This window comes from Leisingera daeponensis DSM 23529, from assembly GCF_000473145.1.
Taxonomy (GTDB): Bacteria; Pseudomonadota; Alphaproteobacteria; order Rhodobacterales; family Rhodobacteraceae; genus Leisingera; species Leisingera daeponensis.
Window position 1 is genome coordinate 64,521 of record NZ_KI421501.1, and the last position, 25,695, is coordinate 90,215.

Below are 25,695 nucleotides of genomic sequence, written 5' to 3' on the forward strand. Positions count from 1 at the left end.
CACCATGTCCGTTGCCGCGCTTTCCATCATTCTTCTGTTCCTTCTGTTCCTGTTCCTGGGCGCCGGCCTGTGGGTGGCCTTTGCCCTCTTGGGCGTGGGCATCGCCGCGATGGCGCTGTTCACCGAGGCGCCGCTGGGGCTGGTGATGGCCACCACCATGTGGGGCCACAGCAATTCCTGGGCCTTGGCGGCGCTGCCGCTGTTCATCTGGATGGGCGAGATCCTGTTCCGCTCGCGCCTGTCGGAGGACATGTTCACCGGGCTGTCGCCCTGGATGAACCGGCTGCCCGGGCAGCTGTTGCATGTGAATGTCTTTGCCTGCGGGATCTTTGCCGCGGTGTCGGGCTCGTCCGCGGCCACCGCCGCCACCATCGGCAAGCTGTCGATCCCGGAGCTGTCGCGGCGCGGTTATCCCGAGAAGCTGGTGATCGGCACGCTGGCCGGTTCCGCCACGCTGGGGCTGCTGATCCCGCCGTCGATCATCCTGATCGTCTATGGCGTGGCGACCGAGCAATCCATCGCCCGGCTGTTTGTCGCGGGCGTGCTGCCCGGCGTGCTGCTGGTCAGCTTGTTCGTCGGCTATGTGGTGGTCTGGGCGCTGCTCAACCGCAGCCAGCTGCCGTCCGAGGACATTGCCGCCACCTTCCGCGAGAAGCTGAAGCGCGCGCGCAGGCTGCTGCCGGTGGTGCTGCTGATCGGCGGGGTGATCGGCTCGATCTATACAGGCATCGCCTCACCCACCGATGCTGCTGCCGTGGGGGTGGTGCTGGCGCTGCTCTTGTCGTGGCAGTCCGGCTCGCTCACCCGGCAGAGCTTTACCGAGGGGCTGATGGGGGCGACCATCACCTCCTGCATGATCGCCTTTATCCTGGCGGGGGCGTCGTTCCTGACGGTGGCGATGGGGTTCACCGGCATTCCGCGCATCCTGGCGGAATGGATCGGCTCCTTGAACCTGTCGACCTTCACGCTGCTGGCGGCGCTGACCATCTTCTTTGTGATCATGGGCTGCTTCCTCGACGGGATTTCGGTGGTGGTGCTGACGGCCTCGGTGATCATGCCGATGGTGCTGGAGGCGGGAATTGACCCCTTGTGGTTCGGCATCTTCCTGGTGATCGTGGTGGAGATGTCGCAGATCACGCCGCCGGTCGGGTTCAACCTGTTTGTGCTGCAATCGCTGACCGGGCGGGACATTCTGACCGTGGCCAAGGCGGCGCTGCCGTTCTTCTTCCTGATGATCGTGGCGCTGGTGCTGATCGTGCTGTTCCCGTCCATCGTGACCTATCTGCCGGAACAGATGTGATGGCACGGGAGAGCGCAGCAGCAGCCGCCCCCGGGATCCGCACGGTGGGGGTGGACGGGATGCTGGTAAGCTTTGGCAGCCGCCTGAGCGAGCCGGCCAACCGCGCCGCCCTGGCGTTCCGCGCAGCGCTGGCGGCGGAGAGCTGGGACGGGGTCGAGGAGGTCTCAACCTCGCTGGTGTCGGCCTATGTGCGGTTCGACCTGCGGCATCTGGACCATGCGGGCCTGCGGGCGCGGCTGGAGGCGCTGCTGGCGCAGCGCGACTGGTACGCCGCCGCGCTGCCCGGCCAGCGCCGCCTGTGGCGCATTCCGGCGGTGTTCGGCACCGAACTGGCGCCGCAGCTGCCGCAGGCGGCAGCGGCCGCGGGCATGAGCGAGGCGGAGGCGGTGGCCTCGCTGTCGGCGGCGCGGGTCAGGGTGCAGACCATCGGCTTTGCCCCCGGCCAGCCCTATCTGGGCGAGCTGCCGGAGGCCTGGGACATCCCGCGCCAGAGCCAGCTGACCACCCGCATTCCCGAGGGCGCGCTGGCGGTGGCGATCCGGCAGCTGGTGCTGTTCTCGGTGGCGACGCCCACCGGCTGGATGCACGCGGGCCAGACCGCAGTGCGGCTGTTCCGCCCCGATGCGGAGGAGCCGTTCCTGTTGCGTCCCGGCGACGAGGTGCAATTCAGCGCGATAACGCCGGAGGAGCTGCAGGGCTTGCGGCGCGATCCGCTGGGCGGTGCCAGGGCGGAGGATCTGTCATGACCGGCTCGCTGACCATTTTGCGCGCAGGCCCCGGGATGACGGTTCAGGACCTCGGCCGTCCGGGCTGGCTGGAATACGGGGTGTCGCGCGGCGGCGCTGCCGACCGGCTGGCGCTGGCCGAGGGCGCGGCGCTCTTGGGGCAGGGCGCGGATCTGGCAGCGGTCGAGATGGCCGGCATGGGCGGCGAGTTCCAGGCGGACAGCGATCTGCGCATCGCCCTGACCGGCGCGCCGATGCGGGCCAGCATCGACGGCACCGCCGTGGCCTGGAACGCCAGCCACCTGCTGCCCGCGGGGGCGCGGCTGGCTATCGGCGCGGCGCAGAGCGGCAGCTATGGTTATCTGCATGCGGGCGGCGGCTTTCAGACGCCGGAGCATCTGGGCGCGCGCTCGGCGCATCTGGCGGCGGGCATTGGTGCTGCGCTGGCGCAGGGCGACGTGCTGGAGACCGGCCCGGACGGCGGCCAGGGCACCGGGCTGGGACTGACGCCGGAGAACCGGTTCGAGGGCGGCACGGTGCGGGTTGTGGCGAGCCTGCAGACGGCGCTGTTCCCGCAAGCCGAGCTGGAGCGGTTCGAAGGCACCGCCTTCCGCCGCGGGGCGCGCGGCAACCGGATGGGCGTGCCGCTGGAGAGCGACGGCGAAGGCTTCCGCCCCGACGGCGCGCGCACGGTGGTGTCTGAGGTGATCGTGCCCGGCGACATCCAGGTGACCGGCGACGGCACGCCTTATGTGCTGCTGTCGGAATGCCAGACCACGGGCGGCTATCCCCGGATCGGCACGGTGCTTCCTTGCGACCTGCCGCTTCTGGCGCAGGCGGCGGCGGGGGCGGAGCTGCATTTCCGCTTCATCCCGCTGGAGGAGGCGGTAGAGCTGGAACGGGCCGAGGCTGAGCGGCGCGAGGGCCTGCGCGGCCGGTGCCATCCCCTGATCCGCGACCCGCGCAGCATGTCCAACCTGCTGTCTTATCAGCTCATCAGCGGCGCGATTGCCGGTGAAGAAGATGTCTTGTGAGGAGATGACATGACCCGAACTGTCGATCTGAATGCCGATATGGGCGAAAGCTTTGGCGCCTGGAGCCTGGGCGATGATGCCGGGCTGCTGGATATCGTGACCTCGGCCAATATCGCCTGCGGCTATCATGCGGGCGACCCGGATGTGATGGCGGCGACGATGAAACACGCGGTCGCCAAGGGCACCGGTATCGGCGCGCATCCCGGTTTTCCCGACCTGCAGGGCTTTGGCCGCCGCCGGATGTCGGTGCCGCATGAGACGCTGGGCAACATGGTGCGCTACCAGCTGGGCGCGGCGCAGGCTATGGCGCGTGCGGCAGGCGGCGCGGTGCGGCATCTGAAGCTGCACGGGGCGCTGGCGAATATGGCCTCGGAAGATCTGGCGATGGCGCGGGCCTGCTATCAGGCGGCCCTGTCGGTGGATCCTGAGATCATCGTGATGGTGCTGGCGGGCACCGCGCAGCAGCAGGCAGCACAGGAGCTGGGCTGCAAGACCGCGTGCGAGATCTTCGCCGACCGCGCCTATAACGATGATGCGACGCTGGTGGACCGCAGCCTGCCCGGCGCGGTGATCCATGATCCGGCAGAGGCCGGGCGGCGGATGGTCGAGATGGTGCGCGAGGGCGCCATCATCACCGCCAGCGGCAAGCGCATCCCGGCGCGGATTGATACCATCTGCCTGCATGGCGACACGCCCGCCGCGGTGGCGATTGCCGCCGATGTGCGCCGCGCGCTGCAGGACAGCGGCGTCGAGCTGGCCCAGTTCAGCGGCGCGGTGCTGTAAGAGCGTGGGGCGGGGGCAGACCGCCCCCGCGTTTTTCAGATATCAGCTACGCGCCATCGCGGCAAAGGCGCCGCGGGCGGCCCGCTTGCCTGCGGTGAGGCCGTTCACCTTTTCGACGATGGCGGCGGCGTCGATGCCGTGGTGGCGGTAGAGGTCGCCGATGGTGCCGGTCTGGCCGAAATGCTCCACCCCCATCGGGATGGTCTGATGGCCTGAGACAGAGCCCAGCCAGGACAGCGTGGCGGGGTGGCCGTCGATCACGGTGATCAGCTTGCAATGCGGCGGCAGGGCGCCCATCAGGGTTTCGGCATGGGACTGCGCCGCGGCGTTGCCGCGCGAGCGTGCCCGCTGGGCGGCGGTCCAGCCGGAGTTCAGCCGGTCGGCAGAAGTCACCGCCAGCACGCCGATGTCGCGGCGTTCTTCGGCAATCATGCCTGCGGCCTTGATCGCCTCGGGCGCGACGGCACCCTGGTAGGCAATCACCACCTCGCAGTTCGGCCCCGGCGGGCGCAGCCAGTAGGCGCCGTCTATGGTGCCCTGGCGGAAGGCGTCATCCGCCCGTTTGCCGGGCTGTTCCACCGGGTTGGTGGTGAGGCGCAGATAGACCGAGCCGCCGGTCTCGTCGCGCAGCCAGGTGCGCTCGTCCGGGTCGCCCTCGCCGTCGCGCTGCACATAGTCGAAGGCCCATTGCATGATCACCGCCAGCTCATCCGCGAAGGCGGGTTCGAAGGCGGCCAGACCGTCCTGGGACATGCCGATCAGCGGCGTGCCGATGGACTGGTGCGCGCCGCCCTCGGGGGCCAGGGTGACGCCCGACGGCGTGCCCGCGAGGATGAAGCGCGCGTCCTGATAGCAGGCGTAGTTCAGCGCATCGAGGCCGCGGCTGACGAAGGGATCGTAAACGGTGCCGATGGGAATGAGCCGCTTGCCGAACAGCGAATGCGACAGGCCCGCCGCGCCCAAGAGCAGCATCAGGTTCATCTCGGCAATGCCCAGCTCGATGTGCTGGCCCTCCGGCGTGAATTCCCACTTCGCGGTGGAGGGGATGCGGTGCTCGATGAAGGCATCGGCCTGGGCAGTGCGGGAGAACAGCTTGCGCCGGTTCACCCAGGGCCCGAGATTGGTGGTGCCGGTCACGTCCGGCGAGGTGGTGACGATGCGGCCGGCCAGTTCGCTGCTGCCCTTGGACAGATCGTCGAGGATCTTGCCGAAGGCCATCTGGGTCGAAATCTCGCGGCCGGTAGGGGCGGCGATTTCGGGCACGGGCAGCCGGGCGTCGGCATAGCGGCGGGTGCCTTGGGCAAAGAACGGCACCTCGGACAGGAACTTGCGCAGGCCTTCCGGGTCCTGGACGGTGGCGAGGGGGTCCCATTCCTGACCCTCGGGCACGCCCATATGGGCCTGCCACTGGGCGAACTGGGTGGCGTTCATCAGGCCGCCGTGGTTGTCCTTGTGGCCCGCAATCGGGGTGCCCCAGCCCTTGACCGTATAGGCCAGGAAGCAGACCGGGCGGTCGTGGGTGATGGCGTCGAAGGTTTCCGCCATCGTCTCCACGCAGTTGCCGCCGAGGTTTTCCATCAGCGCCGCCAGCTCGGCATCGCTGCGGCGTTCGATCAGGGCGGTGACGTCGCCCTGGTCGCCGAGGTCGTCGAGCAGGCGCTGGCGCCAGACCGCGCCGCCCATGAAGGTGAGGGCGGAATATTCCTGGTTTGGGCAGGCGTCGATCCAGCCGCGCAGCTTATCGCCGCCGGGTTCGGCAAAGGCGGCGCGCTGAAGGACGCCGTATTTCACCCGCACCACGTCCCAGCCGAAGGCGTCGAAGATCTTCTCGATGCGTTCGAACAGGCCTTCGCGGACGATGCCGTCGAGCGACTGGCGGTTGTAGTCGATGATCCACCAGCAATTGCGCAGATCGTTCTTCCAGCCTTCCTGCAGGGCTTCGTAGATGTTGCCCTCGTCCAGTTCGGCGTCGCCGGCCAGGGCCACCATGCGGCCCATGGGGGCGTCTGCGCCCCAGCTTTTGGCGGTGATGTAATCCTGCACCAGCGAGGCGAAGGAGGTGATCGCCACCCCCAGCCCGACCGAGCCGGTGGAGAAATCCACGTCGCAGGTGTCCTTGGTCCGGCTGGGGTAGCTTTGCACCCCGCCGAAGCCGCGGAAGTTCTCCATCTTCTCCCGGGTCTGGTTGCCCATCAGGTATTGCAGGGCGTGAAAGACCGGGGCGGCGTGGGGTTTCACCGCCACCCGGTCCTCGGGCCGCAGGGCGGAGAAATAGAGCGCCGTCATGATCGAGACCATCGAGGCCGAGGACGCCTGATGCCCGCCCACCTTGATCCCGTCCGCCTTGGGCCGGATGTGGTTGGCGTGGTGGACCATCCAGTGCGACAGCCACAACAGCCGCTGTTCGATGGTCTTCAGATGGGCGGGATCGGGGCGCATGGCGGTCTCCTTGAAGGGCGGGTTACTCGGCGGCCTGAAGGGCGGCGGGGGCCAGGGCCTGCTCCAGGTCGGCGAGGATGTCTTCGGCGTCTTCCAGCCCGACCGACAGGCGGATGAGGCCGTCGCTGATGCCGTGCTCGGCGCGCTCCTCGGGCGTGTAGGTGGAGTGGGTCATCGACGCCGGGTGCTGGATCAGGGTTTCGGCGTCGCCCAGCGACACCGCGCGCTGGATCATCTCCAGCCGGTTCATGAAGGCAATGCCGCCGGCCAGGCCGCCCTTGGCTTCGAAGGCGATCATGGCGCCGGGCTGGTCCATCTGGCGTTCCGCGATAGCGCGCTGCTCAAAGCTGTCGAGGCCGGGGAAGTATACCGCGCCGACGGCGGGGTGCGACTCAAGATAGGCGGCGACGACGCGGGCGGTGGCGCAGTGGCGGTCCATCCGCAGGTTCAGCGTCTTGATGCCGCGCAGGATCAGCATCGCGTTGAAGGGCGCCATCACCGCGCCGGTCATGTCCTTCATGCCGACCAGGCGGATCTCGGCGATCTGCTCGGCGGTGCCGGCGACCAGACCGGCCACCACATCGCCGTGGCCGCCCAGGTATTTGGTGGCGGAGTGCAGCACGATGTCGGCGCCGTGTTCGATCGGGCGGGTCAGGTAGGGGGTGGCATAGGTGTTGTCGACCACCACCGTGGCGCCCGCCGCATGGGCGATCTCGGCGCTGGCGGCAATGTCGACCAGCCGCATGTTGGGGTTGGCCGGGGTCTCGAAATAGACGACGCGGGTCTTCTCCGAAACGGCGGCGCGCAGGTTTTCCGGGTCGGTCATGTCGACATGGGTGATGGTGACGCCCCATTTCGCCAGACCGTGGCGCATGAAGGCGAAGGTGCAGCCATAAAGCGTCTTGTCGACGATCACCTCGTCGCCGGGCGACAGCAGCGTCCATAGAACCGCGGTGATCGCGCCCATGCCGCTGGACAGGGCCAGGCCCGCCTCGGCGCCTTCCAGCACCGCGATGCGCTGTTCCAGCAGGTCGCAGGTGGGGTTGGAGATGCGGCTGTAGATATGGCCCGGACGCTCGCCCGCGAACATCTCGCCGCCGGCTTCGGCGGTTTCGAAGGTGAAGGTCGATGTCAGGTGCAGCGGCGGGGTCAGCGCCCCGTCGTGGTCCTGCGGGTTATAGGCGTGGTGAATGGCGCGGGTGGCAAATCCTGCGGAACGTTTCATGTCGGGCTCCTGATCTGTGTTGCTGCCATATTGCGCCTGTCCGGAAGGTGATGGATTGCCAATTATGCCAGCCAGAGAGTAGATTTTGGCATAATCTGCCAATCGGGGGCCGCATGGACAGCAAAGACAGACAGATCATCCGCGCCTTGCAGCGCGACGGGCGGATGACCAATCAGGATCTGGCCGAGGCGGTGAATCTGTCGCCCTCGCCCTGCCTGCGCCGGGTGCGGAACCTGGAGGCGAGCGGGGTGATCCGCGGCTACAGCGCCGATGTGGACGCCACGGCCTATGGCATGGCGATCACCGTCTTTGTGCGGATCCGGCTGGAGCGGCACAACGAAACCGACGTGCAGTCCTTTGAAGGCAAGGTGCGGCGGATGGATGAGGTGCTGGAGTGCCATGTGCTGACCGGGGCAATGGATTACCAGCTGCGGGTGCTGGTGCCGGACCTGGAGGCCTATGAAAGCTTCATCCGCAACCGCATCCACCCGATTGGCGGCATTGCCTCGATCGACACCAGTTTCGTGTACGGCACGGTCAAGAAAACAGCCGTGTTCCCGCCCGCCTCCTGACCGGCAGGGACGGGCGCCGGCTCTCTGCCCGGATTGTCATGCCAAACGGCCCCGTCTTGTGGTATCATGGCAGCTTGGGGGCATGCGGGCCGGACGATCCGGCATCGTGCCCGAAAACGGCTCGCCTTTTACCCCAAGGGAGAGTCAGAATGCCAAGATTTATCGTGACCGGTTGTTATACCGCCTCTGCCATGAAGGCGATGGTTGAACACCCCAGCGACCGCGAGGCTGCGTCGCGTGCTCTGGTCGAAGCGGCGGGCGGCACCCAGGAAAGCTTTTTCCTGACCACGGGGGAAAGCGATTTTGCCATCCATGTGAACATTGACGATGTGTCGGGCCTGCTGGCGGGTCTGCTGGCGGTGGGCGCCTCCGGTGCGGTCAGCAACCTCAAGACCGTGCGGGCCTTCACCTCGGACGAATTCCTGGACATGCAGAAGAAGGCCGGCGGCATTGCCGGCGCCTACAAGGCCCCCGGCGGGTAAGCGCTGCCAGAACCGCGTTTCCGGAATGACCTGACAGCTCCGCCGCGCAGAGGCCGCCCGGCAGCGGCGCGCGGCGGGTCTCTCTGTGTGCCTGCCCTGCTGCGGGAGTAGTGCGGCCAATAAGGTAGCGAGTCGAAATAATCCTTGCAAAAGGTATCGACTCGAAACTACAACGGGGCATCACGAAGGACAAAACGGAGAGACTGAGATGCGGACTTCACTTGTTTCGGGCGCGGCGCTGATGCTGGCGGCAAGCGTGGCGCTGGCGGATGAGGGCCACGGCCGCGCGGCGGATCAGGACGGCGCTGTGCTGTCGGCGGCTGCGGCAGACGGGACGCTGGCGGCCTTTGACATTCTGGCGGCGCATGCGCACCGCAAGGGCAACCTGGTGACCTTTCACATGACCACCAATGGCGGCGCAGGCACCGAGGTGCCGGAGGCGGCGGGTGCCGTGGGCGGGGCAGGGGTGCTGTCCTATGTCTGGCCGACCTCGCTGGACCCGTCCGCAGCCGGGTTCGAGGGCGGCACCGGCATTCTGGCGCTGGCGGCGACCAGCCACCCTGATTTCGACGACACGCCGCTTTACGACGAGAACCAGGACGGCGATCCCGCCAATGACGGGCTGGTGTGGCACAGCCATTGGGTGGTGCTGACCCCGACAGAGGCCTGCGGCCCCGGCGCGCTGGCGGTGCGCGACATACCGGAAGGCGAGGAGCCGCAGCTGCCTGCGACCTGGCCCGGGTTCCCGGTCTTCCTCGACAGCCCCGGATTCTCGCCGGTGTTCGACGGGCCGGAGATTGCGGTGACAGCGGCCTTTGGCCGGGATGTGGCGCTGGAGGGCGCGGCCTATGACGGGGTGACCGCGGCCTTGCGGGTGAATGCCAATATCCACGCGCCGCTGCTGTGTGTCACCGATGTGTTCGATGTGGCCTCCGGCGATCTGAGCCTGCCGGGCAAGCTGTAACCCCTGCTGCCCCGGCGGCCCGCTGGCGGGCGCGGCGGGGCAGGAGATGTCAGGAGAACAGGGCGGTCCAGGTCTCGATCAGGCCGTCGACGGCCCCGGGCGGCAGCGCCAGAAGCAGCAGCTCCTCCTCATGCGCGGCGGCCAGGATGCGCAGATCGGGCGAGACCGGCAGCAGCAGGCAGCCGGGCCTGTGCGCGGGCATTCTGGCCGATCCCGGCCGGGCGGCGCTGGCCTCGAACGTGCTGCGGACGGCCTGCAGCTGCTGCAGCAAGGGGGCAGGGCCGCCGCTGTCCGGCGCCTGCGGGCCGGCAGAACAATGAATCCACGCCAGGGCCTGCGCGGCGGCGGCGCTGCGCAGCTTGGCCAGCGGGCTGCGGCTGGCGGCGGCGAGCGCCTCCTGCAGCTGGGCGGCGGTGCAGCTGCCTGCGCCCTGCGGCGCGGCGCAGGGGCGGCGGCGGAAGCTGACACCGGCGCCAGCGGCCTGCGCCTCCAGCCTGCTCAGCCGGGCGGCAAACAGCCGGGCGGCGGCGGCGGGATCCTCCGGCGCGGCGCCTGTCTCCGCCGTGCCGCCCAGGCTGAGGCCTGCGAGCCTGCGGTGGGCGGCGGTGAGAACGGCGGCGGGGGTCTGGCCGATGCTCAGGGTGATTTCGCGCGGCAGCACGGTTTCCGCGATTTCCCGCAGCAGGGCCGGCAGCAGCGGGTCCTGACCCGCGGCAGCGCGCTGCGCGCGGGCGGTCAGCGCCTGCACCGGCTGCGCCAACTGCCGCAGCGCCTGGTGCAGCGCGTCCGGGGCGGGCTCAGCGCCGGGGAGCTGGCGGGCGGGGCTGGTCATCCTGCCGCGCCGCTAAGACGGGCCAGCAGCGCCCGCGCCGGGGCGGCGAGGCGGGCGGCAGTGCCGGCGTCGCTGCAGACGCACAGCAGCGCGTCGCCGGAGCCGTCTGGCGCGCGGATGCAGAGGCGGGCCTCGCCCGGGGCCAGCATCAGGATGTCATCGGCGGGCGGGCGGCCGGCCTCTGGCCCGGCCTGCACCGCGGCGTCGAGCATCAGGAAGCCGCGGCGGGCCTGCTGGCACAGCGCGTCGAGGTATTCCTGCGGGTGGCTGCTGGCGCTGCTGCTGCGCAGGACGATGCTGGCGCCCAGATCGCCGAAGGCCGCAAGGCGGCAGCCGTCCGCGCTTTGGCGCAGGGTGTCGAGCTGGCGGGCAAGCGTCACCTTGGGTCTCCTTCGCGGCGCGGGCAATCCGGGGCGGCAGCGGCTGGCATGGCGGTGTCAGTCTCCGGCGGGCTGGGTTTCAGGGCGGGCGCGGCCCGGGCGCTGGCTGCGCTTGGCCGGCGGGGCGACGCGGCGCGGCATCACCCGGCTGGCGGGATCGGCGCTGCCGGCCCCTGCCTGCGCCTGTGTTTGCGCCTGTGTCTGCGGCTGTGCCTGGGCGGCGGCCTCGCGCTTGCTGCCGAAATCCAGCACCTCGGCGCGCGGTGCTTCGCCTGCTTGCGGCGCGGCTTGCGGGGCAGACCGGGGCAGGGCCGGGGACATGTCCCGGTCCGGGCGGCGGCCGGGCTCTGCCCAGTTCAGCAGCAGGTCCACCAGATATTCGACAAAGCGGTCGGCGCCGCTGGTCTTCCACGCCTCCATGTCCTCGCCCGCGGTCAGCGCCTGGCTGAGCGACAGCGGGAAGATGGCGTTGAAGGCATCGCCGGTTTCCTTTTGCACGCGGCGCAGCACGCGGTCCCGGTCGCGGGGATTGCGGAGCTTGTCGAAGTGGGTGATCAGCAGGGTGCTGGGGCCGCTGAGACGGCTGGAGATCTCCTCCCACGCGGCGGCTTCGGACTGGCGCCAGGCCTGGGTCGCATGGGTGCACCAGATCACGCTGTCGACCTCGGGCAGCAGGGCCTGCCAGACGCTGGCGGGCATGTTGGGGTCGGAGATGCCGGGCATGTCGATCAGGTCGCACAGCTCCAGCGCCTCGGCGGGCAGGGTCAGGCGGATCAGCGCGGTGCTTTCCAGCGGCGCCGCGGCGATGTCCTCCAGCGGCACCGGGGTTTCGCTGCCGTCGGTGCCGGTGAGGCTGGCGCCCTCCGGCCCGTGCGACAGCCAGACCGGCGGCAGCCGGGTGGCGGTGACGCGGGTGGGCAGCGGGGCGCGGCCCGCCAGCAGGTTGGTCAGGGTGCTTTTGCCGGCGCTGAATTCCCCCATCAGCGCCAGCCGTGGCTTGCGCGCCGGGGCCGCGTCCGGCACGAGGGGGGCGGAAAGGGCGGTGGGCTGGGTCATGCGGTGAAGCTCCTGAGGGTTTCCAAGGCGGTGGCGGTCTGGGTCTGGCGGCGGCGGGCCTCATCGCCTGCAAACAGCGCCTGCATGTCGCCGCCGCCGCGGCGGCAGTCGGCGATTTCCAGCAGGATGTCGCGCTGATCGTCGAAGAAGCCCTGCAGCCGGGCGAGGATGGCGGCGCGGGCGTCCGCGGTCTGCACGGTCTTGAGCTGGGTCATGAAGTCCTCAGTTTCGCCTGCGATCAGGCTTCGGAACTGTTTGGCAAAGGCCTTGTAGCCGCGGGTGCGGCGCCACCAAGAGGCCCACCAGCTGTCGTTGAAATCCAGCGCGATGGATTGCGCCAGTGCCACCGGAGAGGCGGGCTGGGGCACCTCCGGCACCGCCAGCTGGATGCCCTCGACCGCCGGGCCGAAGCCGTCATACAGCAGCTCTGCCACATCCTGCACCGCGGCCTCGTACCGGGTCTGCGCGGCGGATTGCAGGCGGCTGGCCATGACGGAATAGGCGGAGCGCAGCAGCATCCGCAGCCCGGCCGGGTCGTATTCCCAATGGCAGTCCTCGCCCCATTTCTCCAGATGGTCGATCAGCGCGTGGGTGGCGCGGTCGGTAAAGGTGGCGTGCGCCCGGTCGGCGCGGTCGCGGAAGGCGTCGAGCACCTGGCCCGCCTCCGCCTCCAGCGCCTGCAGGTGGCTCTGGCACAGATCCTCGAAAGCGGTGCGGACGTCGTGCAGGTTGGCGCCGCCGCCGCTGCCCTCGCCCTGCACCATAACCGCGTTGGCGGCCTGCTGGCCGGTGGCGGCGGTGGTGGCGGAGGCGGCAATGCGCGCCAGCAGCGGGGCGCCGAGATCGGCGGCGATGCGTTCGCAGACAGCGCGGTTCAGGGCGGGGATGCCCGACAGCTCCCACACCATGTTCTGCGCGGTGGCCTGAGCGTGGGAGGCGTTGACCGAGGCTTCGGCCCAGTTCAGCAGCGCGGCGGAGCTGGCCGGATCCATGTCCTCCAGCCCGCCGGTCAGCACCTTGCCCGCCCAATAGGCGCTGCCGAACAGGATGGTGGCCTCCTGCGGGCCATGGTGCGCTTCCAGGGTCTGGCGGATGCTCGCCTCGATCTCGGCCACCTGGTTTGCGGGGTCGGCCAGCTCGTCGATGCGGTTGACGAAAATCACCACCTCGCGCGATTTGAGGTTGGAGATCATCCGGATCAGCCCCATGTCGACCGAGGTCAGCGCCTGGCCTGCCGACAGCACAACCACGCAGATGCGGCTGTCGCGGATCGCCTGGATGGTGATCTGCTCGCGCATCATGAAGGTGTCGTTGACGCCCGGCGTGTCGCGCAGGCAGAGGCGGTGGGGCACCGAGCGGCTGTTCAGGTACAGGTCGGCGGCGCGGGTGATGTCGGCAAAGCGGCCCTGTTCGTCCACGGCGCCCGGTTCCTCGCCGCCGAAGTCGTCGCCGAGGCAGATGTAGCGTTCGATCAGGTTCTTGTCGAAATAGCCGTAGTCGTGATTCTGCCCCATCAGGAGCTCGAACTTGCGGCCCAGCCGCTGGCGGGAGCGTTCGCGCATCTCCTCGATCTGGGTGCGGATTTTCTGCAGCTCGCTGCCGGCGCCCGCGCGGCCCGCCATTTCGCCGATGCGGCCGCCCTTGGTGGTCAGCCGGTCCCATTCCTCCTCGGTCATGAACTGGAAGCTGGCCTTGTTTTCGGTGCGGTTGCCGCCCGGCTCCAGGTGCAGCGAGGTGACAACCGAGGTCCAGGGGTTCACGTCCGAGGGCAGCAGGTCGGCCCAGCCCGCCATCGCGTTCACCAGGGAGGTCTTGCCGGATTTCACCTGCCCCAGCAGGGTGACGCTGGGCTCGAACGCGGCGAGCTCCGCCTGCAGCCGGGTGAGGCTGCGCCGGACGCGCTCTCCCGACACCCCGGCGAGCGTGGCCAGCGCGGTATCCAGCCGCTGCGCCTTGCGGGCATATGCCGCCAGCGGCTCCAGCCCGGCGTTCAGGTTGGTCGGCCGCGCGGAGGCGCGGATGTCGGTTGCACTCTCGATCTGGGCTTCCATGTTCATGGCTGGGTCTTCTGTTCCTGCATCTGCATGTTGTCGGGCGCGTTTCCGGGCGCGGCCCTTATCCGGGGGAGTCTTCTGCCAGCTCCTTTTTCAGTTGGAAAAGCAGCGTCACCGCGTCGATCGCCGCGTCTTCGTCCTGTTCAAGCTGGCACAGCATCAAAAGCTCCTCACCATCCTGGGCGGCGTCGCGGGCCGCGGTCACCGCGGCGCTGCCGGGCAGCCCCTCCAGCGAGGCGGACAGGCCTCGGATCAGGTCCATGCACTGCGCCAGAACGGGACCCGCCTGCGGGCCGCCGGCCGCTTCGGCCCGGGCCAGCATGTCCTCGGCGCCGCTTTGCAGCTGGTCCAGCGCCGCGGCCAGGCTGGCGGCGGGGGCGTGCGGAGTGGCAGCGGGGCGGGCGGCCTTGGCGGCGGGCGGCGGCGGAGCCTCTGCCGGGAGGGAGCCGCCGAACTGGCGGATCAGCAGTTCCGCCTGATCCGCATCCGAAGCGCGGCCCAGGCCGATCTGGCGCTGCACGTCTTCGGCCAGCTGCCTGCCGCCGCTGGAGCGCCACAGATCCTCTGCCGGGGTGCCGGCCGTCTGCGCGGTGAGGCCCTGAATGGCGGCCACCGGGTAGACGCCAAGGAATTCCTCTGCCGCGACCGGTTCCAGCGACTGGATCAGGCCGGGAAGGACGCCGCGCATGATCTGGCGGTCGGCCATGGTGAGAACCAGGAAGCTGTGATCCTTGGTGCTGTCGGGCATCGCCGACCACAGGGCCTGCTCGGCCTCCGGGAAGGTTTCGCTGCACCACAGGATGATGTCCGCCATGGCGGCGGCCTGCTGCAGCGTCTCCTGCTGGCGGCCGGGGGAGCCTGCCAGCGGAATCTCCAAGTAGCTGTGGGCGCGCAGCCGCGGGTCGGGCAGGTGCTGGCGCACCCGCAGCGCGTCCGGCGGCACGGCGGCGTTTGCCAGGCAGCCTGGCTGCTGCCCGCGCGTGCCCGCCGGGGTGTCGAAGACCACCCTCTCTTCGGGTCCGTGGCAGATCTCGACCGGCAGGCCGGCGGCGGCCTTGCCGATCACCACCCGGCCCAGAAGCATGTCGATCAGCGCCGATTTGCCGGTGCCCGGGGCGCCGGTGACGGCCACCCGGACCGGCTGCCGCAGCCGTTGCAGCAGCTGGCTGCCCCAGCCGGTGACGTCCGGCGGCAGCAGCCCGGTGCTGAGCGTGTGCTCCAGCTGGCCGGCAAGCGGGGTTATGTCTCGCAGGGGAAGGCTCACACCGGTGCATCCGTCTTGGTTTGGCTGGCGGCGGGCGCGGAGCGCCATGTCGCGGAGGCCAGCAGGGTCACGATGCGGCGTCCGGCGCGGGGGCGCGGTGCCGGAGTTTGCGGCGGCGCTGCGGGCTGTGCCGGCGCGGGGTCCTGTGCCGGCGCGGGGGCCGCTGACTGGCCGGCGGCGCGCGGGTCGAAGGGTTTGATGACGCAGAGCGCGGCATTGTCCTGCTCCGGCGCGTCCAGCGCCTCCAGCCGCTGCATCAGCACCGCGCCGATACGGGCGCTGGGGCTCAGGCGTTCGGCGGCCAGCACGGCGGCGATTTCGGCTTCGGGCAGGAATTGCAGCCCGTCGCTGGCGGCCAGCACGATATCGCCCGCCTGCAGGCGCACGGGGATGCTGCGGCAGTCGATGCGGGGGATGCCGGCGCCGGTCAGCACCGAGGTGACGCAGTGGCGGTCCGGGTGGCTGGCGGCCTCGGCGGCGTCCATCCGGCCCTCGGCCACCAGCCCATCCAGTTCAGACGCCATCGAGTGGTCGGCATTGAGCCGGATCAGGCGGCCCTCGCGGAACAGGTAGAGCGGCGAGTCGCCGGCCGAGATCCAGTACAGGCGGTTGCAAAACAGCACCGGGGCCAGCAGGGTGGCGCCCATGCCGCGGGCCTGGGGCTGGCGGCTGGCGTATTCGCCGAGACAGGCGTCGGCGCCATCGGCGGCCTGCTGCAGCACCTCCCCGATGGCCTGTTCCAGTGCCGCCGGGTCGCCGGCCTGCAGTTTCAGCTCGCTGAACACTTCGGTCACCACGATCCGGCTGGCGATGTCGCCCGCCGCATGGCCGCCCATGCCGTCGGCCAGCACCGCAAAGCCGGTGCCGGTGCCGGCCGGGAAGTCGGCGGCGACCGCATCCTCCTGGCGCTCGCGGCGGCCCTGGCTGAGGGCCGTCGCGGCGTCGTATTCGACCTCAGCGGAATGCAGCATCTGCGGCATCGCTGTGTTGCGGCTGGTCCCAGCCGAAGTCCGCGCCGCACAGCGGCACGAAGCGCAGGGTGGTTTCGCCGATGCGGATCACGTCGCCCGCCGACAGCGCCTCGGTGCTGAGCACCGGGCGGCCGTTGCGGCGCACCAGGTTGGCCTTGCCGCCGTGGCCGATGAAGAAGGACTTTTGCTCCGGGTCATAGGCGATGGCGGCGTGGTTGTCGCGGGAGATGCTGTTGTCGCCGAAATCCAGCCGCACGGTCTGGTCCGCGCCGCGCCCGATCACGGTGACACCGCTGAACAGGGTGAAGGCGGCGCCGCGGCCCGGCCCCTGCACGATGGCGAGCCAGCCGACGGGAAACCGGGTGTAGCCGGGTGCCGCGGCCTCTGCGCTGCGGGCGAAGGGGTCGGCGCCTGCGGCCTGTGCCGGGCTGAACCCCAGCAGGCGGGTCTTGACCCGGCCTGCGCGGCTGGCGCCGCGGCCCATCGAGGGTGCGGGCACGTCAATGGGTGCGCCGGCGGGGGCGGCGATGGGTGCGGCGGCAGGTGCGCAGACCGGCGCTTCTGCCGCTGGCGCGTCCCATGCGGGCTGAGCTGCCGGGGCCGCGGCCGCCTGCGGGGCCGGGGGTTCCGCCGCGATAAAGGCGGGTTCCGGTTCCGGCTGCGGGTCCGGCTCAGGAGCGGGCGCTGCGGCGTCGGCGCCGGCTTCGGTTTCGATGCGGTCCGCCATGGCGTCCGGGGTCCGCGCGGCGGCGTGGCTGCGCGTGAAAATCCGGTAGGGTCTGGCGGCGTCCGGCTCCGGCTGCTGCAGGCGGCTGAAATCCGGGTCTGCCGCGAAGGCCTCTGCCGTGTCGCCGTCTGCGTCTTCCGGCTGGGCAAAGAAATCCTCTTCCGGCGTTTCCGAGGGGTCTGCCTCTGCGGTGTCATGCTCCGCTGGGGCGAAGAAGGCGGCGGTGTCCGGGCGGTCCGGTGCGGCGGCCCGGGTCTGCTCGCGGGCGAAGAAGGCGGCAATCGCATCCTCTTCCGGTTCGGCCCTGCCCAGACCGGCGAACGCATCGTCTGGTTCACCGCAAAAGTCTGCGCCGGGCGCGTCCGGCGGATCGCGGAACGCCTCGGTCAGAGCCGCGGCGGCGTCCGGGCTGGCGGGGGCCGGGGCCGGACCGGGTTCAGGGTCCAGGCGGAAGCTGCTGCCGAGGCTGAAGGGCGCAGGGCTGCCGGTGTCCTCCGCGGGCGGCTGCACCGGTTCCGCGGCTGCGGCAGCGGTGCCGTCCAGGCGGACCCGTTCCCGCTTTTCGCCGATGATATCCTTGATGAACTTCATACCCATTTCCTTCAGTTCTTAACCGTTTGCGGGCTGTTGCCGGGACGCCCGAAGATCCTGCGCAAGCGGCCGGCGAATGTAGGCTTGTCCCGGCGCAGGCCCAGTGCCGGGTCCGACGGGTCTGCCAGCAGTACCGGGGTTGCGCCCGGCGGCTGCTGCGCGGACGGGGCGATTTTCCTGCGCCAGGAGATCGCATCCTCCTCCTCCAGCCATGCCTCCAGGTCGGTGACCGGCTCGCCGAAGATGTTGACCAGCGGGCGGCGCGGTCCGGGCTGCTGCGCGGCGGGCGGGGTCTGCGCCCGGCGGGCGGAGCGCGGCAGGCCGGGCTCAAGGCTGCCATTGGTCTTGGCGACCAGTTCGGAGATAACCTCAGCGAGCCTGCTGCCGTCGTCGGCGCAGGCGTCCGCCGCTGCGGGGGCCGGGCCGGGTTGCGGCTCTGCGGCGTGCTGCGGCGCGTCTTCCTCCGCCAGGGCGGCGGCCCAGCCGCTGGCGCTCTGGAACCGTTCCGCCGGAAGCACCGACATCGCTATGTCCACGGTCGCCAGCAGCGCCGGGTCCGCGGCCCAGGGCCCGCCCAGCAGCGGGCGGCAGGGGTCCGGAGCGCCCGCCAGCAGCGCCGCCAGCCGCTTTTGGCTGGGTGCGGGCGGGGCGCCCGTGATCAGGTAGTAGAGCGTGGCGCCAAGCGCGTAGAGGTCGCAGGCCGGGCGCTGGGGCAGATCGGGGCTGTAAAGCTCATGGGCGGAATAGCCGTCCTTGACCGCCAGCAGCATCGGCAGCGCGGTGCCGTCATCGGGGGTGCTGCCGCAGGCGGCGCCGAAATCGATCAGCGTCACGGTGCCGTCCTTGCCGAGCAGGATGTTGTCCGGCGAGATGTCGCGGTGCAGGACGCCCAGCCGGTGCAGGCAGTCCAGCGCCTCCAGCGCCTGATCGAGGATCCGGCGCAGCACCGGCCCGGTCAGCCGCTCCGGCTGCTCCTCGCGCACGGTGAGCAGGTCCAGCCCGTCGATGAACTCCATCGCGATATAGGCGGTCTGGTTTTCCTTGAACACCTGGTGGACACCGACGATGGCGGGATGGCGGGCGCGGGCCAGCAGATGCGCCTCGCGCAGGAAGGCGCGCAGCACGTTGCGGCAGGATCTGGCGTGTTCTGGCGCGGCGGGTTCCACATCGGTGCCGCTGCGGCGGCAGAGGCCCGCCGGATAGCATTCCTTGATCACGACGCGGCGTTCCAGGCTGTCGCGGGCCAGGTAGGTGATGCCGAAGCCGCCGCTGAGCAGAGGCCGCTCGATCTGGTACTGGCCCTGCAGCAGCTTGAAGCCGCTGGGCAGTTCGCAGGCCGGCGCCGGATCGGCGGAAAAGATGTCATGCGGCACGGCGTCAGGTCCTTGTGGCGGCGTGGGGCCCGGGCGGAGGGCGCGGGCGGGCCTTCACGCTGAAAGCCAAATGCGGAATGTTCGCGGCAGCTTCCGGGCAATTGCGGCAGGGCTGCCCGATTTCCGCCGCATTTGCCCGGAAAGGGCTGTAAACACAGGGTTAAGAGCCTGCCGGCGACTTGCGTTGAAGTTAGTTAAACTGGGCGCCTATAGGGCCGGCAGCGCGGCAGCAGCGGCGCTGCGCCGGAAGCCGCCGCCCCGGCGCGCCGCCGCCGCGCCTGCGAAAGGGCGGCCTGGCCGCGGACAACGCTAGGGCAGGGTGTCTAAGGCGTTGCAAAACTTTGCTTTTCCCCTTCTGGTATCGCGGCGTAAGTCCATTGATTCGGTTTTGGCGAACGCTATAGTGCTGCTGAAAAGGGGGAACGGTTCCGTGGCTGAGGCCGAATATCAGAACTTGCGTGACCGGCTGCGCGGCGGCACGCGGCACTGCCATGCCGCGCTGGATGACGAGGTGACCCGGCTGGACCGGCAGGGCGCGGAGGGTTATGCGCGCTTTCTGCTGCTGCAGTGGCGGCTGTTCGCGGCGCTGGAGCCGGTGAGCCAGGGCGCGGCCTGCGCGCCTGTGATCCGCGATCTGAAGCAGCGGGCGGGCGCGGATCTGGAGCGGCTGGGCCGTCTGGCGCCTGTGCCGCGGCTGCCGCTGGAGCCGCATCCGCTGGCGGTGGATTACGTGGTGTGCGGCTCGCGCCTGGGCACCAAGGTGCTGCGCAAGCGCTGGCTGGACCGCGGCCTGCCGGAGACCGCCTATGCGGGCAGCTATTTGTCGGCACCGCCCTATATGGACTACTGGCGCGGCTATGTGGCCCGGGCCGAAGACCTGCCCGCCGAAGGTGCCGCAGCGGACCGGATTGTCACAGATGCTACCTGCCTGTTCGAATTTTGCTTAGAATGTATTTCTGCTGAGTCTGCCGAGGGGAAAGCGATTCATGCCTGACGAGAAGTCCAGTGCTGCCAAGGCGCAGGTGGATCTGACCACCTGCGATCGCGAGCCGATTCATATTATCGGCCATGTGCAGAGCTTTGGCTGCCTGATTGCGGTCTCTGCAGATTGGATTATTGCCCATGCCTCTGCCAATTGCGCGGAGGTGCTGGAGCTGGATGAGACGGAGCTGGCGGGGCGGCCGGTGACGGACATCCTGAGCCCGCAGGCGCTGCACGATCTGCGCACCCGGATGCAGATGCTGCGGATGCAGCAAAGCTCGGTGCGGGTGTTCGGCTATGACTTGCGCGGCGACGGGCAGAAGTTTGACGTTTCGATCCACCAGTCCGGGCGGCTGTTCGTTCTGGAATTCGAACGCCGGGGCGCGGATGCCGGCGATGCGCATGATCCGGGCATGGTGCAGGCGCTGATTGGCCGGGTGCAGCGGCACAAGGCGCTGGATGCGATGGCGCAGGAGGCCGCAAGGGGCCTGAAGGCGCTGAGCGGCTTTGGCCGGGTGATGGTCTACAAGTTCGAGGAAGACGGCAGCGGCACCGTGATCGCCGAGGCCCGCGATTCCGGAATGGAGCCGTTTCTGGGCCTGCGCTATCCGGCCAGCGACATCCCCAAGCAGGCGCGGGCGCTGTACGTGCGCAACATGCTGCGGATCATTCCCGACGTCACGGCGCCGGTCTATCCGGTGCGGCCGGAAACCGATCCCAACGGCGACCCGCTGGACCTGTCGCTGTCGGTGACCCGGGCGGTGTCTCCGATCCATGTGGAGTATCTGAAGAACATGGGGGTGGCGGCCTCGATGTCGGTCTCCATCCTGCGCAACGGCCAGCTGTGGGGGCTGTTCGCCTGCCATCACCCCGCGCCGCAGTACCTGAGCTATGAAAAGCGCACCTCGGTCGAACTGTTCGCGCAGCTCTTCAACTATGAGCTGGCCCAGATGGAGATGACCGACGAACTGGGCGACATCGACCGCTCCAGGGCGCTGCACGACAATCTGATGCCGCAGCTGTCCAATGGCTGCAATCTGTTTGCGGCCTTCGAAGACCTGTGCAGCGGCATTGGCGAGGTCATTCCGTTCGACGGCGCAGCGATTTATTCGGACGGGCAGTACAAAGCCATAGGATCCGCCCCGGCGGAGGAGGAATTCCTGGGGCTGGTGCGGTTCCTCAACACCACGCCGCCCGGGCAGGTCTATTGCAACAGCAACCTGATCAACCGCTATCCGGCCACTGACGGGTTTGCAGACCGGGTGGCCGGGCTGCTGGCCATTCCCGTGTCGCGGACGCCGCGGGATTACTTTGTGCTGTTCCGGCGCGAGGTGGCCAAATCTGTGACCTGGGCGGGCAATCCCGAAAAACCGGTTGAACCGGGGCCGAACGGCCTGCGGCTGACGCCGCGCAAAAGCTTCGAGGCCTGGAAGGAAGTGGCGCGCGGCCATTGCAATCCGTGGAAGCAGCGCGAGCAGCGCACCGCCGAGGCGCTGCGCACGACCCTGATCGAAGTGGTTCTGAAACTGGCGGATGAGAACAACGCCGCCCGCAAGCGGGCGCAGGACCAGCAGGAGCTGCTGATTGCGGAGCTGAATCACCGGGTGCGCAACATCCTGAACCTGATCCGCGGGCTGGTGTCGCAGGGCAAGGAGTCGGTGAAATCCGCCGAGGCCTTTGGCGAGGTGTTGGACGCGCGCATTCACGCGCTGGCGCGGGCGCATGACCAGCTGACCGGCTCTGAGTGGAACTGGAGCCCGCTGTCGGTGCTGATCGGGACGGAAACCGAGGCGTTTCTGGCGGGCAAGGCCAGCCGGGTGGTGATGGGCGGCGACGCGCTGGAACTGTCACCCGCGGCCTTTACCTGCATGGCGCTGGTGATTCACGAGATGGTGACGAATTCGGTCAAATACGGCGCGCTTAGCGATTCCTCCGGCCGGGTGGAGATCCGCACCACGCTGAACGGCGACGGCACCGCCGCGCTGAGCTGGCGCGAATGCGACGGCCCGCCGGTCAAGGCCCCGGCGCGCCGGGGCTTCGGCAGCACGCTGATCGAGCAATCGGTGCCGTTTGAATTGAAGGGGGAAGCCGACGTCAGGTACCGGATCACCGGGCTGGAGGCGGACTTCCTGCTGCCCGCCCGCCATGTGCGGAAGGCGGAGAAGCCTGCGGGCCCGGTGCCCAAGGCCGGCGCGCGGCAGGCGGCCGCCGTGCCGCGCCTGACGGGCGGTGCGCTGGTGCTGGAAGACAACATGATCATCGCCATGGATGCGGCGGACATGCTGACCCAGCTGGGTGCCGAAAAGGTGGAAACCTGCAGCGGGGTCACCACCGCGCTGAACCTGCTGGAGCAGGGCGGCACGCAGTTCGTTCTGGCGGACATGAACCTGGGGACCGAAACCTCGTTGCCGGTGGTGGAGCGCTGCCGCGAGACGGGCATCCCGGTGGTGCTGGCCACGGGATACGGCGCGACGGATGAAGTCACCGAGCGCTTCCCAGGGCTGAACATCCTTAAAAAACCCTACACGGTCGAACAGCTGAGTGCGGTCCTGGAGGCGATGGCTTTCACGGGCAAGTCCGGCTGACTGCCGGCTTCGGGCAGCGGGCCCGGCAAACGGAAAAGGCCCGCCGGCGGTGTCCGGCGGGCCTGATCGTTTAAGGCTTGCGGCGCCTGGTGCAGGTCAGGCCGCGTCTCAGGCCACATCGCTGAAGTTGATCACCCGGTGGATGCCGACGTCCGGTTCGCTCACATCGTCGCGCATCGCGGCGTTCAGCATCTTCAGGCCGACCAGGATCGGGTTGGAATCGGACGCCCAGATCGCAGCCTCCCGCGGGGTCAGCTGCAGCAGGGTAACCTTGGGATCCTCGCGGCCCTTTTCGAACCAGGCCGCCACGGGCGGGCTCCACAGGCTGTCGAGCTTCTCTTCGCTCTGGTAGACCACCAGCGGCCCCTTCACGGATGCATGGTAATCGCCCTTTTGCGACTGGTAGCAGAAGGTGGCCTCCGCCCCCAGTCCGACCGCAGCCACCAGATCGGTGTCGGCGGAGGTGATGAACCAGATCTCGCCGCTGTCAGGGTCGGAGAAATGGCTCATCGGCTGCGGGTGCTGGCTGCTGCCGTCGACCGAGAGCATACCGGTGCGGGTGTCCTCAAGGCGTTTCCACAGCTGGGCGGCGGCGTCTGCGTCACTGTCAGGTCTGCGGGCCATGTCAGATGCTCTCCAGCATGCGGTCGACAGTGTCGCGGATATCGTCCTTGGTCTTGCCCAGGCGCTGCTGCAGCAGCCCTTCCAGCTTCTGGCGCTCGCCTTTGGTTTCCTCCAGCTCGTTGTCGGTCAGCTCGCCGTAGGTTTCCCGCAGGCGGCCCTTCAGCTCGGTCCATTTGCCGGTGATGCGGTCTTCGTCCATGTCGTGTCCTCCTTGGGAAATTTCAGGGTCCGCCGCGCTGCGGCGGTAACACTAGGAGAACGCGGCGGAGGCTGCGAAGTTCCGTGATTGCGCGGTATCTCTGCCGTGCAGCCATCGGGCGAACCGGCTGCCCCTTCCCGGACATGGCCCCGGCGGCAGACAGGCCTGCTGCCGCCGGGCAAAAAGCGGTTATTCGCCCGCCAGCTGCATCGCCGCGTCCAGATGCGGGGTTGCGAACGGGCGGCTCAGCATCGGCAGCGACCGCAGGCCGGGCTCAGTGGTGTCGCCGTTGATCAGGATCAGCCGCCACTCCTTGGCCATGGCCGACTGCAGCCAGTCGCGCGCCGCCGGATTGCTGAGCGGGAAGCCGAAGAACACCAGGTGCGGCGGCTGTGCGGCGTAGTCCAGCGCTGCGGCAAGCCCGCCGAGGCGGGTTTCGGTGCTCACCGCCGGGTACCCCCGCCGCAGCAGGTAGTCGCTGATGTCCGCGGCCTCCAGGGCGTTGGGGGTTAGGATCAGAACGGGCGTTTGCGCTCCGGCGGCTTTAGTGCTCATTGGTCTTCCTCAGTTTTTTGAATGTGAGGAATGACACCGCCGTAAGGTCATGCGCATTAAACTATGACATATCAGCGGGGAAAAAATCAGCAGGCGGCAGAGGCTTGCCCGGGGCCGGTGCGGTTCCGCTCTTGCGCTGGCGGTCCGCTACGGCAAAGACTTGGCAGGCCCCTGGTGCGACGCGCGGGGCAGGCATTTCAACAGGAGGATGCGGAATTGAGCCGCGAGATGACATGTCCGGCCGCGCGGCCGGGGCGCCGGGTGCTGCTGGCGGGTTTGCATTTATTAATTCTGCTGGCGGCCCTGTGCCTTGGCGGCACGGGGGCCCAGGCCCAGAATGCGGCCGATCCGGTACAGACAGACGGCCGCATCGAAGTGGGCGACGCGGCGGTGCGCGACAGTGAAATCCTGAACCGGATCGAGAAGCTGCTGGCCGAGATCGAGGGCTACGGGGCGGTGACGGTGTCGGTGTCCGAAGGCGTGGTCCGCATCACCGGCGAGGTGATCGACAACGCCGCCCAGGACCGGCTGACGCAGATCATCAACCGGGTGGCCGGGGTGGTGGCGATCGAGAACGAGACCGAGATCAGCGGCACCCTGGAGGAGCGGCTGGCCCCGGCGATGGAGCGGATTGCGGCCCGGACCCGCAACCTGCTGGCAAACGGGCCGATTTTCCTGGTGGCGCTGGCCGCCTTTGCGGCGGTGGCGGCGGGGGGCTGGCTGCTGACCACCCGGATCGGCATCTGGACCCGGCTGGCGCCCAATCCCTTCATCGCTGATGTGTACCGGGCGGTGGCGCGGATCCTGTTCATCCTGACAGGGCTGGTGCTGGCGCTCGACATTATGAATGCCACCGCGCTGATCGGCGCGGTTCTGGGCGCGGCGGGGGTGGTCGGCCTGGCGCTTGGCTTTGCGGTGCGCGACACGGTGGAAAATTTCATCGCCTCGATCCTGCTCAGCCTGCGGCAGCCGTTCCGGCCCAATGATTTTGTCGATATCCAGGGCGATCAGGGCACGGTGGCGCGGCTGACCTCGCGCGCGACCATCCTGATTTCGCCCGAGGGCAACCACATCCGCATTCCCAACGCCACCGTGTTCAAGGGCCGTATCGTCAATTTCACCCGCGACCCGCGGCGGCGCTTCGGCTTTGACCTTGGTGTGGATGCGGATGCGGATCTGGCGGCGGCGCTGTCCACCGCCGTTGCCGCGCTGGAGGCGCAGCCCTTTGTGCTGGAGGATCCCGAGGTCGGCGCCTGGATCAGCGAAGTGGGGGATTCCAACGTGATCCTGACCTTTACCGGCTGGGTCGATCAGACACGGGTGGATTTCGCCAAGGCGCGCGGCGAGGCGATCCGCGCCGCCAAGATGGCGCTGGAGACGGCGGGCTTTGGCCTGCCGGAGCCGATCTACCGGGTCCGGCTGGACGGCGCGGCGGAGGCGGCGCCTGCTCCGGCCAAGGATGCCGCCGCAGCACCGGCGCCGCGGGAGGCCGTCAGCTCAGACTTGCCGGAAGCCGCCGACCCCGAACGCGCGGAGCTGGCGGTTGCCGGTGCCGCAGCGCGGGAGCGCGAAGGGCTGGACGGCGGAGAAAACCTGCTGGATGCGCAGCAACAGGCAGAGTGACAGGGCCGCGAGGAGGCGCTGCCGCGCAAATAAAAACGGCCCGGCTGAGACCAGCCGGGCCGTTGAATGCCATTAGCGGCAGGATCAGATTTTCGCAGCCGAAGAGCGCGGACCTGCGACAAGCCAGGCGATGAAGCCCAGTACCGGCAGGATGAGAATGACGAGCACCCAGATGATCTTGGCTGCGGTCGAGGCACTGGAGCCCAGAACCTGAATGATTGCGTAAATGTCGGCAGCCAGGACCAGAAGGCCAATCAGTCCATATTCCATGATGTTTCCCCTAATGATGATCTGGTGGGTTAACGCGTGCCGCCGGGGATTGTTCCAAACTTATTCCAAGCGGCTGATTTTTCTGT

General features: G+C 68.9%; 24 protein-coding genes. 10 read left to right on the forward strand and 14 right to left on the reverse strand.

Features of this window, described 5'->3' with window-relative positions:
- Positions 1-4: 4 nt before the first annotated feature.
- From DAEP_RS0120045 to DAEP_RS0120060, 4 genes are read left to right on the forward strand one after another with little or no spacing between them, the layout of a single operon-like run.
- On the forward strand, positions 5-1,300 hold the full coding sequence (locus tag DAEP_RS0120045; protein ID WP_027245944.1) for a TRAP transporter large permease: 1,296 nt from the start codon (positions 5-7) through the stop codon (positions 1,298-1,300).
- Positions 1,300-2,046 (forward strand): 5-oxoprolinase subunit B family protein, encoded by a 747-nt coding sequence (locus DAEP_RS0120050; protein WP_027245945.1) that lies wholly within the window; start codon positions 1,300-1,302, stop codon positions 2,044-2,046. The genes DAEP_RS0120045 and DAEP_RS0120050 overlap by 1 nt, the downstream gene beginning before the upstream one ends.
- Positions 2,043-3,059 (forward strand): 5-oxoprolinase subunit C family protein, encoded by a 1,017-nt coding sequence (locus tag DAEP_RS0120055; RefSeq protein WP_027245946.1) that lies wholly within the window; start codon positions 2,043-2,045, stop codon positions 3,057-3,059. The genes DAEP_RS0120050 and DAEP_RS0120055 overlap by 4 nt, the downstream gene beginning before the upstream one ends.
- Positions 3,060-3,068: 9 nt before the next feature.
- A complete protein-coding gene (locus DAEP_RS0120060) occupies positions 3,069-3,842 on the forward strand; it encodes a LamB/YcsF family protein (protein WP_008558539.1) in 774 nt (257 codons plus the stop codon).
- A 42-nt stretch (positions 3,843-3,884) separates the two neighbouring features.
- Here DAEP_RS0120060 and DAEP_RS0120065 read toward each other — a convergent pair whose 3' ends face one another.
- Positions 3,885-6,281 carry a 1-deoxy-D-xylulose-5-phosphate synthase N-terminal domain-containing protein gene (locus DAEP_RS0120065; RefSeq protein WP_027245947.1) on the reverse strand — a complete coding sequence of 799 codons (2,397 nt, stop codon included), beginning with the start codon at positions 6,279-6,281 and terminating at the stop codon, positions 3,885-3,887.
- A 22-nt stretch (positions 6,282-6,303) separates the two neighbouring features.
- Positions 6,304-7,506, reverse strand: coding sequence for a methionine gamma-lyase (locus DAEP_RS0120070; RefSeq protein ID WP_027245948.1), 1,203 nt, complete (start codon positions 7,504-7,506; stop codon positions 6,304-6,306).
- Positions 7,507-7,619: 113 nt separating this feature from the next.
- Here DAEP_RS0120070 and DAEP_RS0120075 point away from each other — a divergent pair, with 113 nt between their 5' ends.
- The 3 genes from DAEP_RS0120075 to DAEP_RS0120085 all read left to right on the forward strand — a co-directional run bounded on the left by DAEP_RS0120075 (position 7,620) and on the right by DAEP_RS0120085 (position 9,524).
- Positions 7,620-8,078 (forward strand): Lrp/AsnC family transcriptional regulator, encoded by a 459-nt coding sequence (locus DAEP_RS0120075; protein ID WP_008558610.1) that lies wholly within the window; start codon positions 7,620-7,622, stop codon positions 8,076-8,078.
- 149 nt (positions 8,079-8,227) lie between these two features.
- Positions 8,228-8,560 (forward strand): GYD domain-containing protein, encoded by a 333-nt coding sequence (locus DAEP_RS0120080; protein ID WP_027245949.1) that lies wholly within the window; start codon positions 8,228-8,230, stop codon positions 8,558-8,560.
- A gap of 208 nt (positions 8,561-8,768) precedes the next feature.
- Positions 8,769-9,524 carry a hypothetical protein gene (locus tag DAEP_RS0120085; RefSeq protein WP_027245950.1) on the forward strand — a complete coding sequence of 252 codons (756 nt, stop codon included), beginning with the start codon at positions 8,769-8,771 and terminating at the stop codon, positions 9,522-9,524.
- A gap of 49 nt (positions 9,525-9,573) precedes the next feature.
- On the opposite strand, the gene DAEP_RS0120090 is transcribed toward DAEP_RS0120085, so the two are convergent.
- From DAEP_RS0120090 to DAEP_RS0120125, 8 genes are read right to left on the reverse strand one after another with little or no spacing between them, the layout of a single operon-like run.
- Positions 9,574-10,356 (reverse strand): hypothetical protein, encoded by a 783-nt coding sequence (locus tag DAEP_RS0120090; RefSeq protein ID WP_027245951.1) that lies wholly within the window; start codon positions 10,354-10,356, stop codon positions 9,574-9,576.
- The gene (locus DAEP_RS0120095) at positions 10,353-10,736 is read right to left on the reverse strand and encodes a hypothetical protein (RefSeq protein ID WP_027245952.1); all 384 of its coding nucleotides are present in this window, start codon (positions 10,734-10,736) and stop codon (positions 10,353-10,355) included. Before DAEP_RS0120095 ends, DAEP_RS0120090 begins: the two co-directional genes overlap by 4 nt.
- 57 nt (positions 10,737-10,793) lie before the next feature.
- Positions 10,794-11,792, reverse strand: a complete 999-nt coding sequence (locus DAEP_RS0120100) for a dynamin family protein (protein WP_027245953.1) — start codon at positions 11,790-11,792, stop codon at positions 10,794-10,796.
- On the reverse strand, positions 11,789-13,849 hold the full coding sequence (locus tag DAEP_RS0120105; protein WP_027245954.1) for a dynamin family protein: 2,061 nt from the start codon (positions 13,847-13,849) through the stop codon (positions 11,789-11,791). Before DAEP_RS0120105 ends, DAEP_RS0120100 begins: the two co-directional genes overlap by 4 nt.
- Before the next feature lie 58 nt (positions 13,850-13,907).
- Positions 13,908-15,110 (reverse strand): P-loop NTPase family protein, encoded by a 1,203-nt coding sequence (locus DAEP_RS0120110; RefSeq protein WP_027245955.1) that lies wholly within the window; start codon positions 15,108-15,110, stop codon positions 13,908-13,910.
- The gene (locus tag DAEP_RS0120115; protein ID WP_027245956.1) at positions 15,107-16,081 is read right to left on the reverse strand and encodes a PP2C family protein-serine/threonine phosphatase; all 975 of its coding nucleotides are present in this window, start codon (positions 16,079-16,081) and stop codon (positions 15,107-15,109) included. The genes DAEP_RS0120110 and DAEP_RS0120115 overlap by 4 nt, the downstream gene beginning before the upstream one ends.
- A complete protein-coding gene (locus tag DAEP_RS24415) occupies positions 16,065-17,399 on the reverse strand; it encodes an FHA domain-containing protein (protein WP_051337527.1) in 1,335 nt (444 codons plus the stop codon). The genes DAEP_RS0120115 and DAEP_RS24415 overlap by 17 nt, the downstream gene beginning before the upstream one ends.
- An 11-nt stretch (positions 17,400-17,410) precedes the next feature.
- Complete coding sequence (locus tag DAEP_RS0120125; protein WP_027245957.1) at positions 17,411-18,772, reverse strand: serine/threonine protein kinase; 1,362 nt, start codon at positions 18,770-18,772, stop codon at positions 17,411-17,413.
- 430 nt (positions 18,773-19,202) lie between these two features.
- Between DAEP_RS0120125 and DAEP_RS23425 the strand changes: the two genes are divergently transcribed.
- Both DAEP_RS23425 and DAEP_RS0120135 read left to right on the forward strand, forming a co-directional pair.
- The gene (locus tag DAEP_RS23425) at positions 19,203-19,766 is read left to right on the forward strand and encodes a biliverdin-producing heme oxygenase (protein WP_154665120.1); all 564 of its coding nucleotides are present in this window, start codon (positions 19,203-19,205) and stop codon (positions 19,764-19,766) included.
- Entirely contained in the window at positions 19,759-22,338 is a 2,580-nt protein-coding gene (locus tag DAEP_RS0120135; protein WP_027245958.1) for an HWE histidine kinase domain-containing protein, read from the forward strand. Before DAEP_RS23425 ends, DAEP_RS0120135 begins: the two co-directional genes overlap by 8 nt.
- Before the next feature lie 108 nt (positions 22,339-22,446).
- On the opposite strand, the gene DAEP_RS0120140 is transcribed toward DAEP_RS0120135, so the two are convergent.
- The 3 genes from DAEP_RS0120140 to DAEP_RS0120150 form a co-directional block, all read right to left on the reverse strand.
- The gene (locus DAEP_RS0120140; protein ID WP_027245959.1) at positions 22,447-22,962 is read right to left on the reverse strand and encodes a pyridoxamine 5'-phosphate oxidase family protein; all 516 of its coding nucleotides are present in this window, start codon (positions 22,960-22,962) and stop codon (positions 22,447-22,449) included.
- Position 22,963: 1 nt separating this feature from the next.
- A complete protein-coding gene (locus DAEP_RS0120145; RefSeq protein WP_008558549.1) occupies positions 22,964-23,161 on the reverse strand; it encodes a CsbD family protein in 198 nt (65 codons plus the stop codon).
- Positions 23,162-23,350: 189 nt separating this feature from the next.
- Positions 23,351-23,716 (reverse strand): hypothetical protein, encoded by a 366-nt coding sequence (locus DAEP_RS0120150; RefSeq protein ID WP_008558564.1) that lies wholly within the window; start codon positions 23,714-23,716, stop codon positions 23,351-23,353.
- A 216-nt stretch (positions 23,717-23,932) separates the two neighbouring features.
- Here DAEP_RS0120150 and DAEP_RS0120155 point away from each other — a divergent pair, with 216 nt between their 5' ends.
- Positions 23,933-25,339, forward strand: coding sequence for a mechanosensitive ion channel domain-containing protein (locus DAEP_RS0120155; RefSeq protein ID WP_027245960.1), 1,407 nt, complete (start codon positions 23,933-23,935; stop codon positions 25,337-25,339).
- 84 nt (positions 25,340-25,423) lie between these two features.
- Here the strand turns inward: DAEP_RS0120155 and DAEP_RS0120160 are convergent, their stop codons facing one another.
- Positions 25,424-25,609, reverse strand: a complete 186-nt coding sequence (locus DAEP_RS0120160) for a PLD nuclease N-terminal domain-containing protein (RefSeq protein ID WP_008558599.1) — start codon at positions 25,607-25,609, stop codon at positions 25,424-25,426.
- Positions 25,610-25,695 lie beyond the last annotated feature (86 nt).

Bases quoted from the DNA above. Each gene is read 5' to 3' on its own strand.
- DAEP_RS0120045 (WP_027245944.1), top strand. From the start codon at position 5: ATGTCCGTTGCCGCGCTTTCCATCATTCTTCTGTTCCTTCTGTTCCTG.
- DAEP_RS0120050 (WP_027245945.1), top strand. From the start codon at position 1,300: ATGGCACGGGAGAGCGCAGCAGCAGCCGCCCCCGGGATCCGCACGGTG.
- DAEP_RS0120055 (WP_027245946.1), top strand. From the start codon at position 2,043: ATGACCGGCTCGCTGACCATTTTGCGCGCAGGCCCCGGGATGACGGTT.
- DAEP_RS0120060 (WP_008558539.1), top strand. From the start codon at position 3,069: ATGACCCGAACTGTCGATCTGAATGCCGATATGGGCGAAAGCTTTGGC.
- DAEP_RS0120065 (WP_027245947.1), bottom strand. From the start codon at position 6,281: ATGCGCCCCGATCCCGCCCATCTGAAGACCATCGAACAGCGGCTGTTG.
- DAEP_RS0120070 (WP_027245948.1), bottom strand. From the start codon at position 7,506: ATGAAACGTTCCGCAGGATTTGCCACCCGCGCCATTCACCACGCCTAT.
- DAEP_RS0120075 (WP_008558610.1), top strand. From the start codon at position 7,620: ATGGACAGCAAAGACAGACAGATCATCCGCGCCTTGCAGCGCGACGGG.
- DAEP_RS0120080 (WP_027245949.1), top strand. From the start codon at position 8,228: ATGCCAAGATTTATCGTGACCGGTTGTTATACCGCCTCTGCCATGAAG.
- DAEP_RS0120085 (WP_027245950.1), top strand. From the start codon at position 8,769: ATGCGGACTTCACTTGTTTCGGGCGCGGCGCTGATGCTGGCGGCAAGC.
- DAEP_RS0120090 (WP_027245951.1), bottom strand. From the start codon at position 10,356: ATGACCAGCCCCGCCCGCCAGCTCCCCGGCGCTGAGCCCGCCCCGGAC.
- DAEP_RS0120100 (WP_027245953.1), bottom strand. From the start codon at position 11,792: ATGACCCAGCCCACCGCCCTTTCCGCCCCCCTCGTGCCGGACGCGGCC.
- DAEP_RS0120105 (WP_027245954.1), bottom strand. From the start codon at position 13,849: ATGAACATGGAAGCCCAGATCGAGAGTGCAACCGACATCCGCGCCTCC.
- DAEP_RS0120115 (WP_027245956.1), bottom strand. From the start codon at position 16,081: ATGCTGCATTCCGCTGAGGTCGAATACGACGCCGCGACGGCCCTCAGC.
- DAEP_RS24415 (WP_051337527.1), bottom strand. From the start codon at position 17,399: ATGAAGTTCATCAAGGATATCATCGGCGAAAAGCGGGAACGGGTCCGC.
- DAEP_RS0120135 (WP_027245958.1), top strand. From the start codon at position 19,759: ATGCCTGACGAGAAGTCCAGTGCTGCCAAGGCGCAGGTGGATCTGACC.
- DAEP_RS0120140 (WP_027245959.1), bottom strand. From the start codon at position 22,962: ATGGCCCGCAGACCTGACAGTGACGCAGACGCCGCCGCCCAGCTGTGG.
- DAEP_RS0120145 (WP_008558549.1), bottom strand. From the start codon at position 23,161: ATGGACGAAGACCGCATCACCGGCAAATGGACCGAGCTGAAGGGCCGC.
- DAEP_RS0120150 (WP_008558564.1), bottom strand. From the start codon at position 23,716: ATGAGCACTAAAGCCGCCGGAGCGCAAACGCCCGTTCTGATCCTAACC.
- DAEP_RS0120160 (WP_008558599.1), bottom strand. From the start codon at position 25,609: ATGGAATATGGACTGATTGGCCTTCTGGTCCTGGCTGCCGACATTTAC.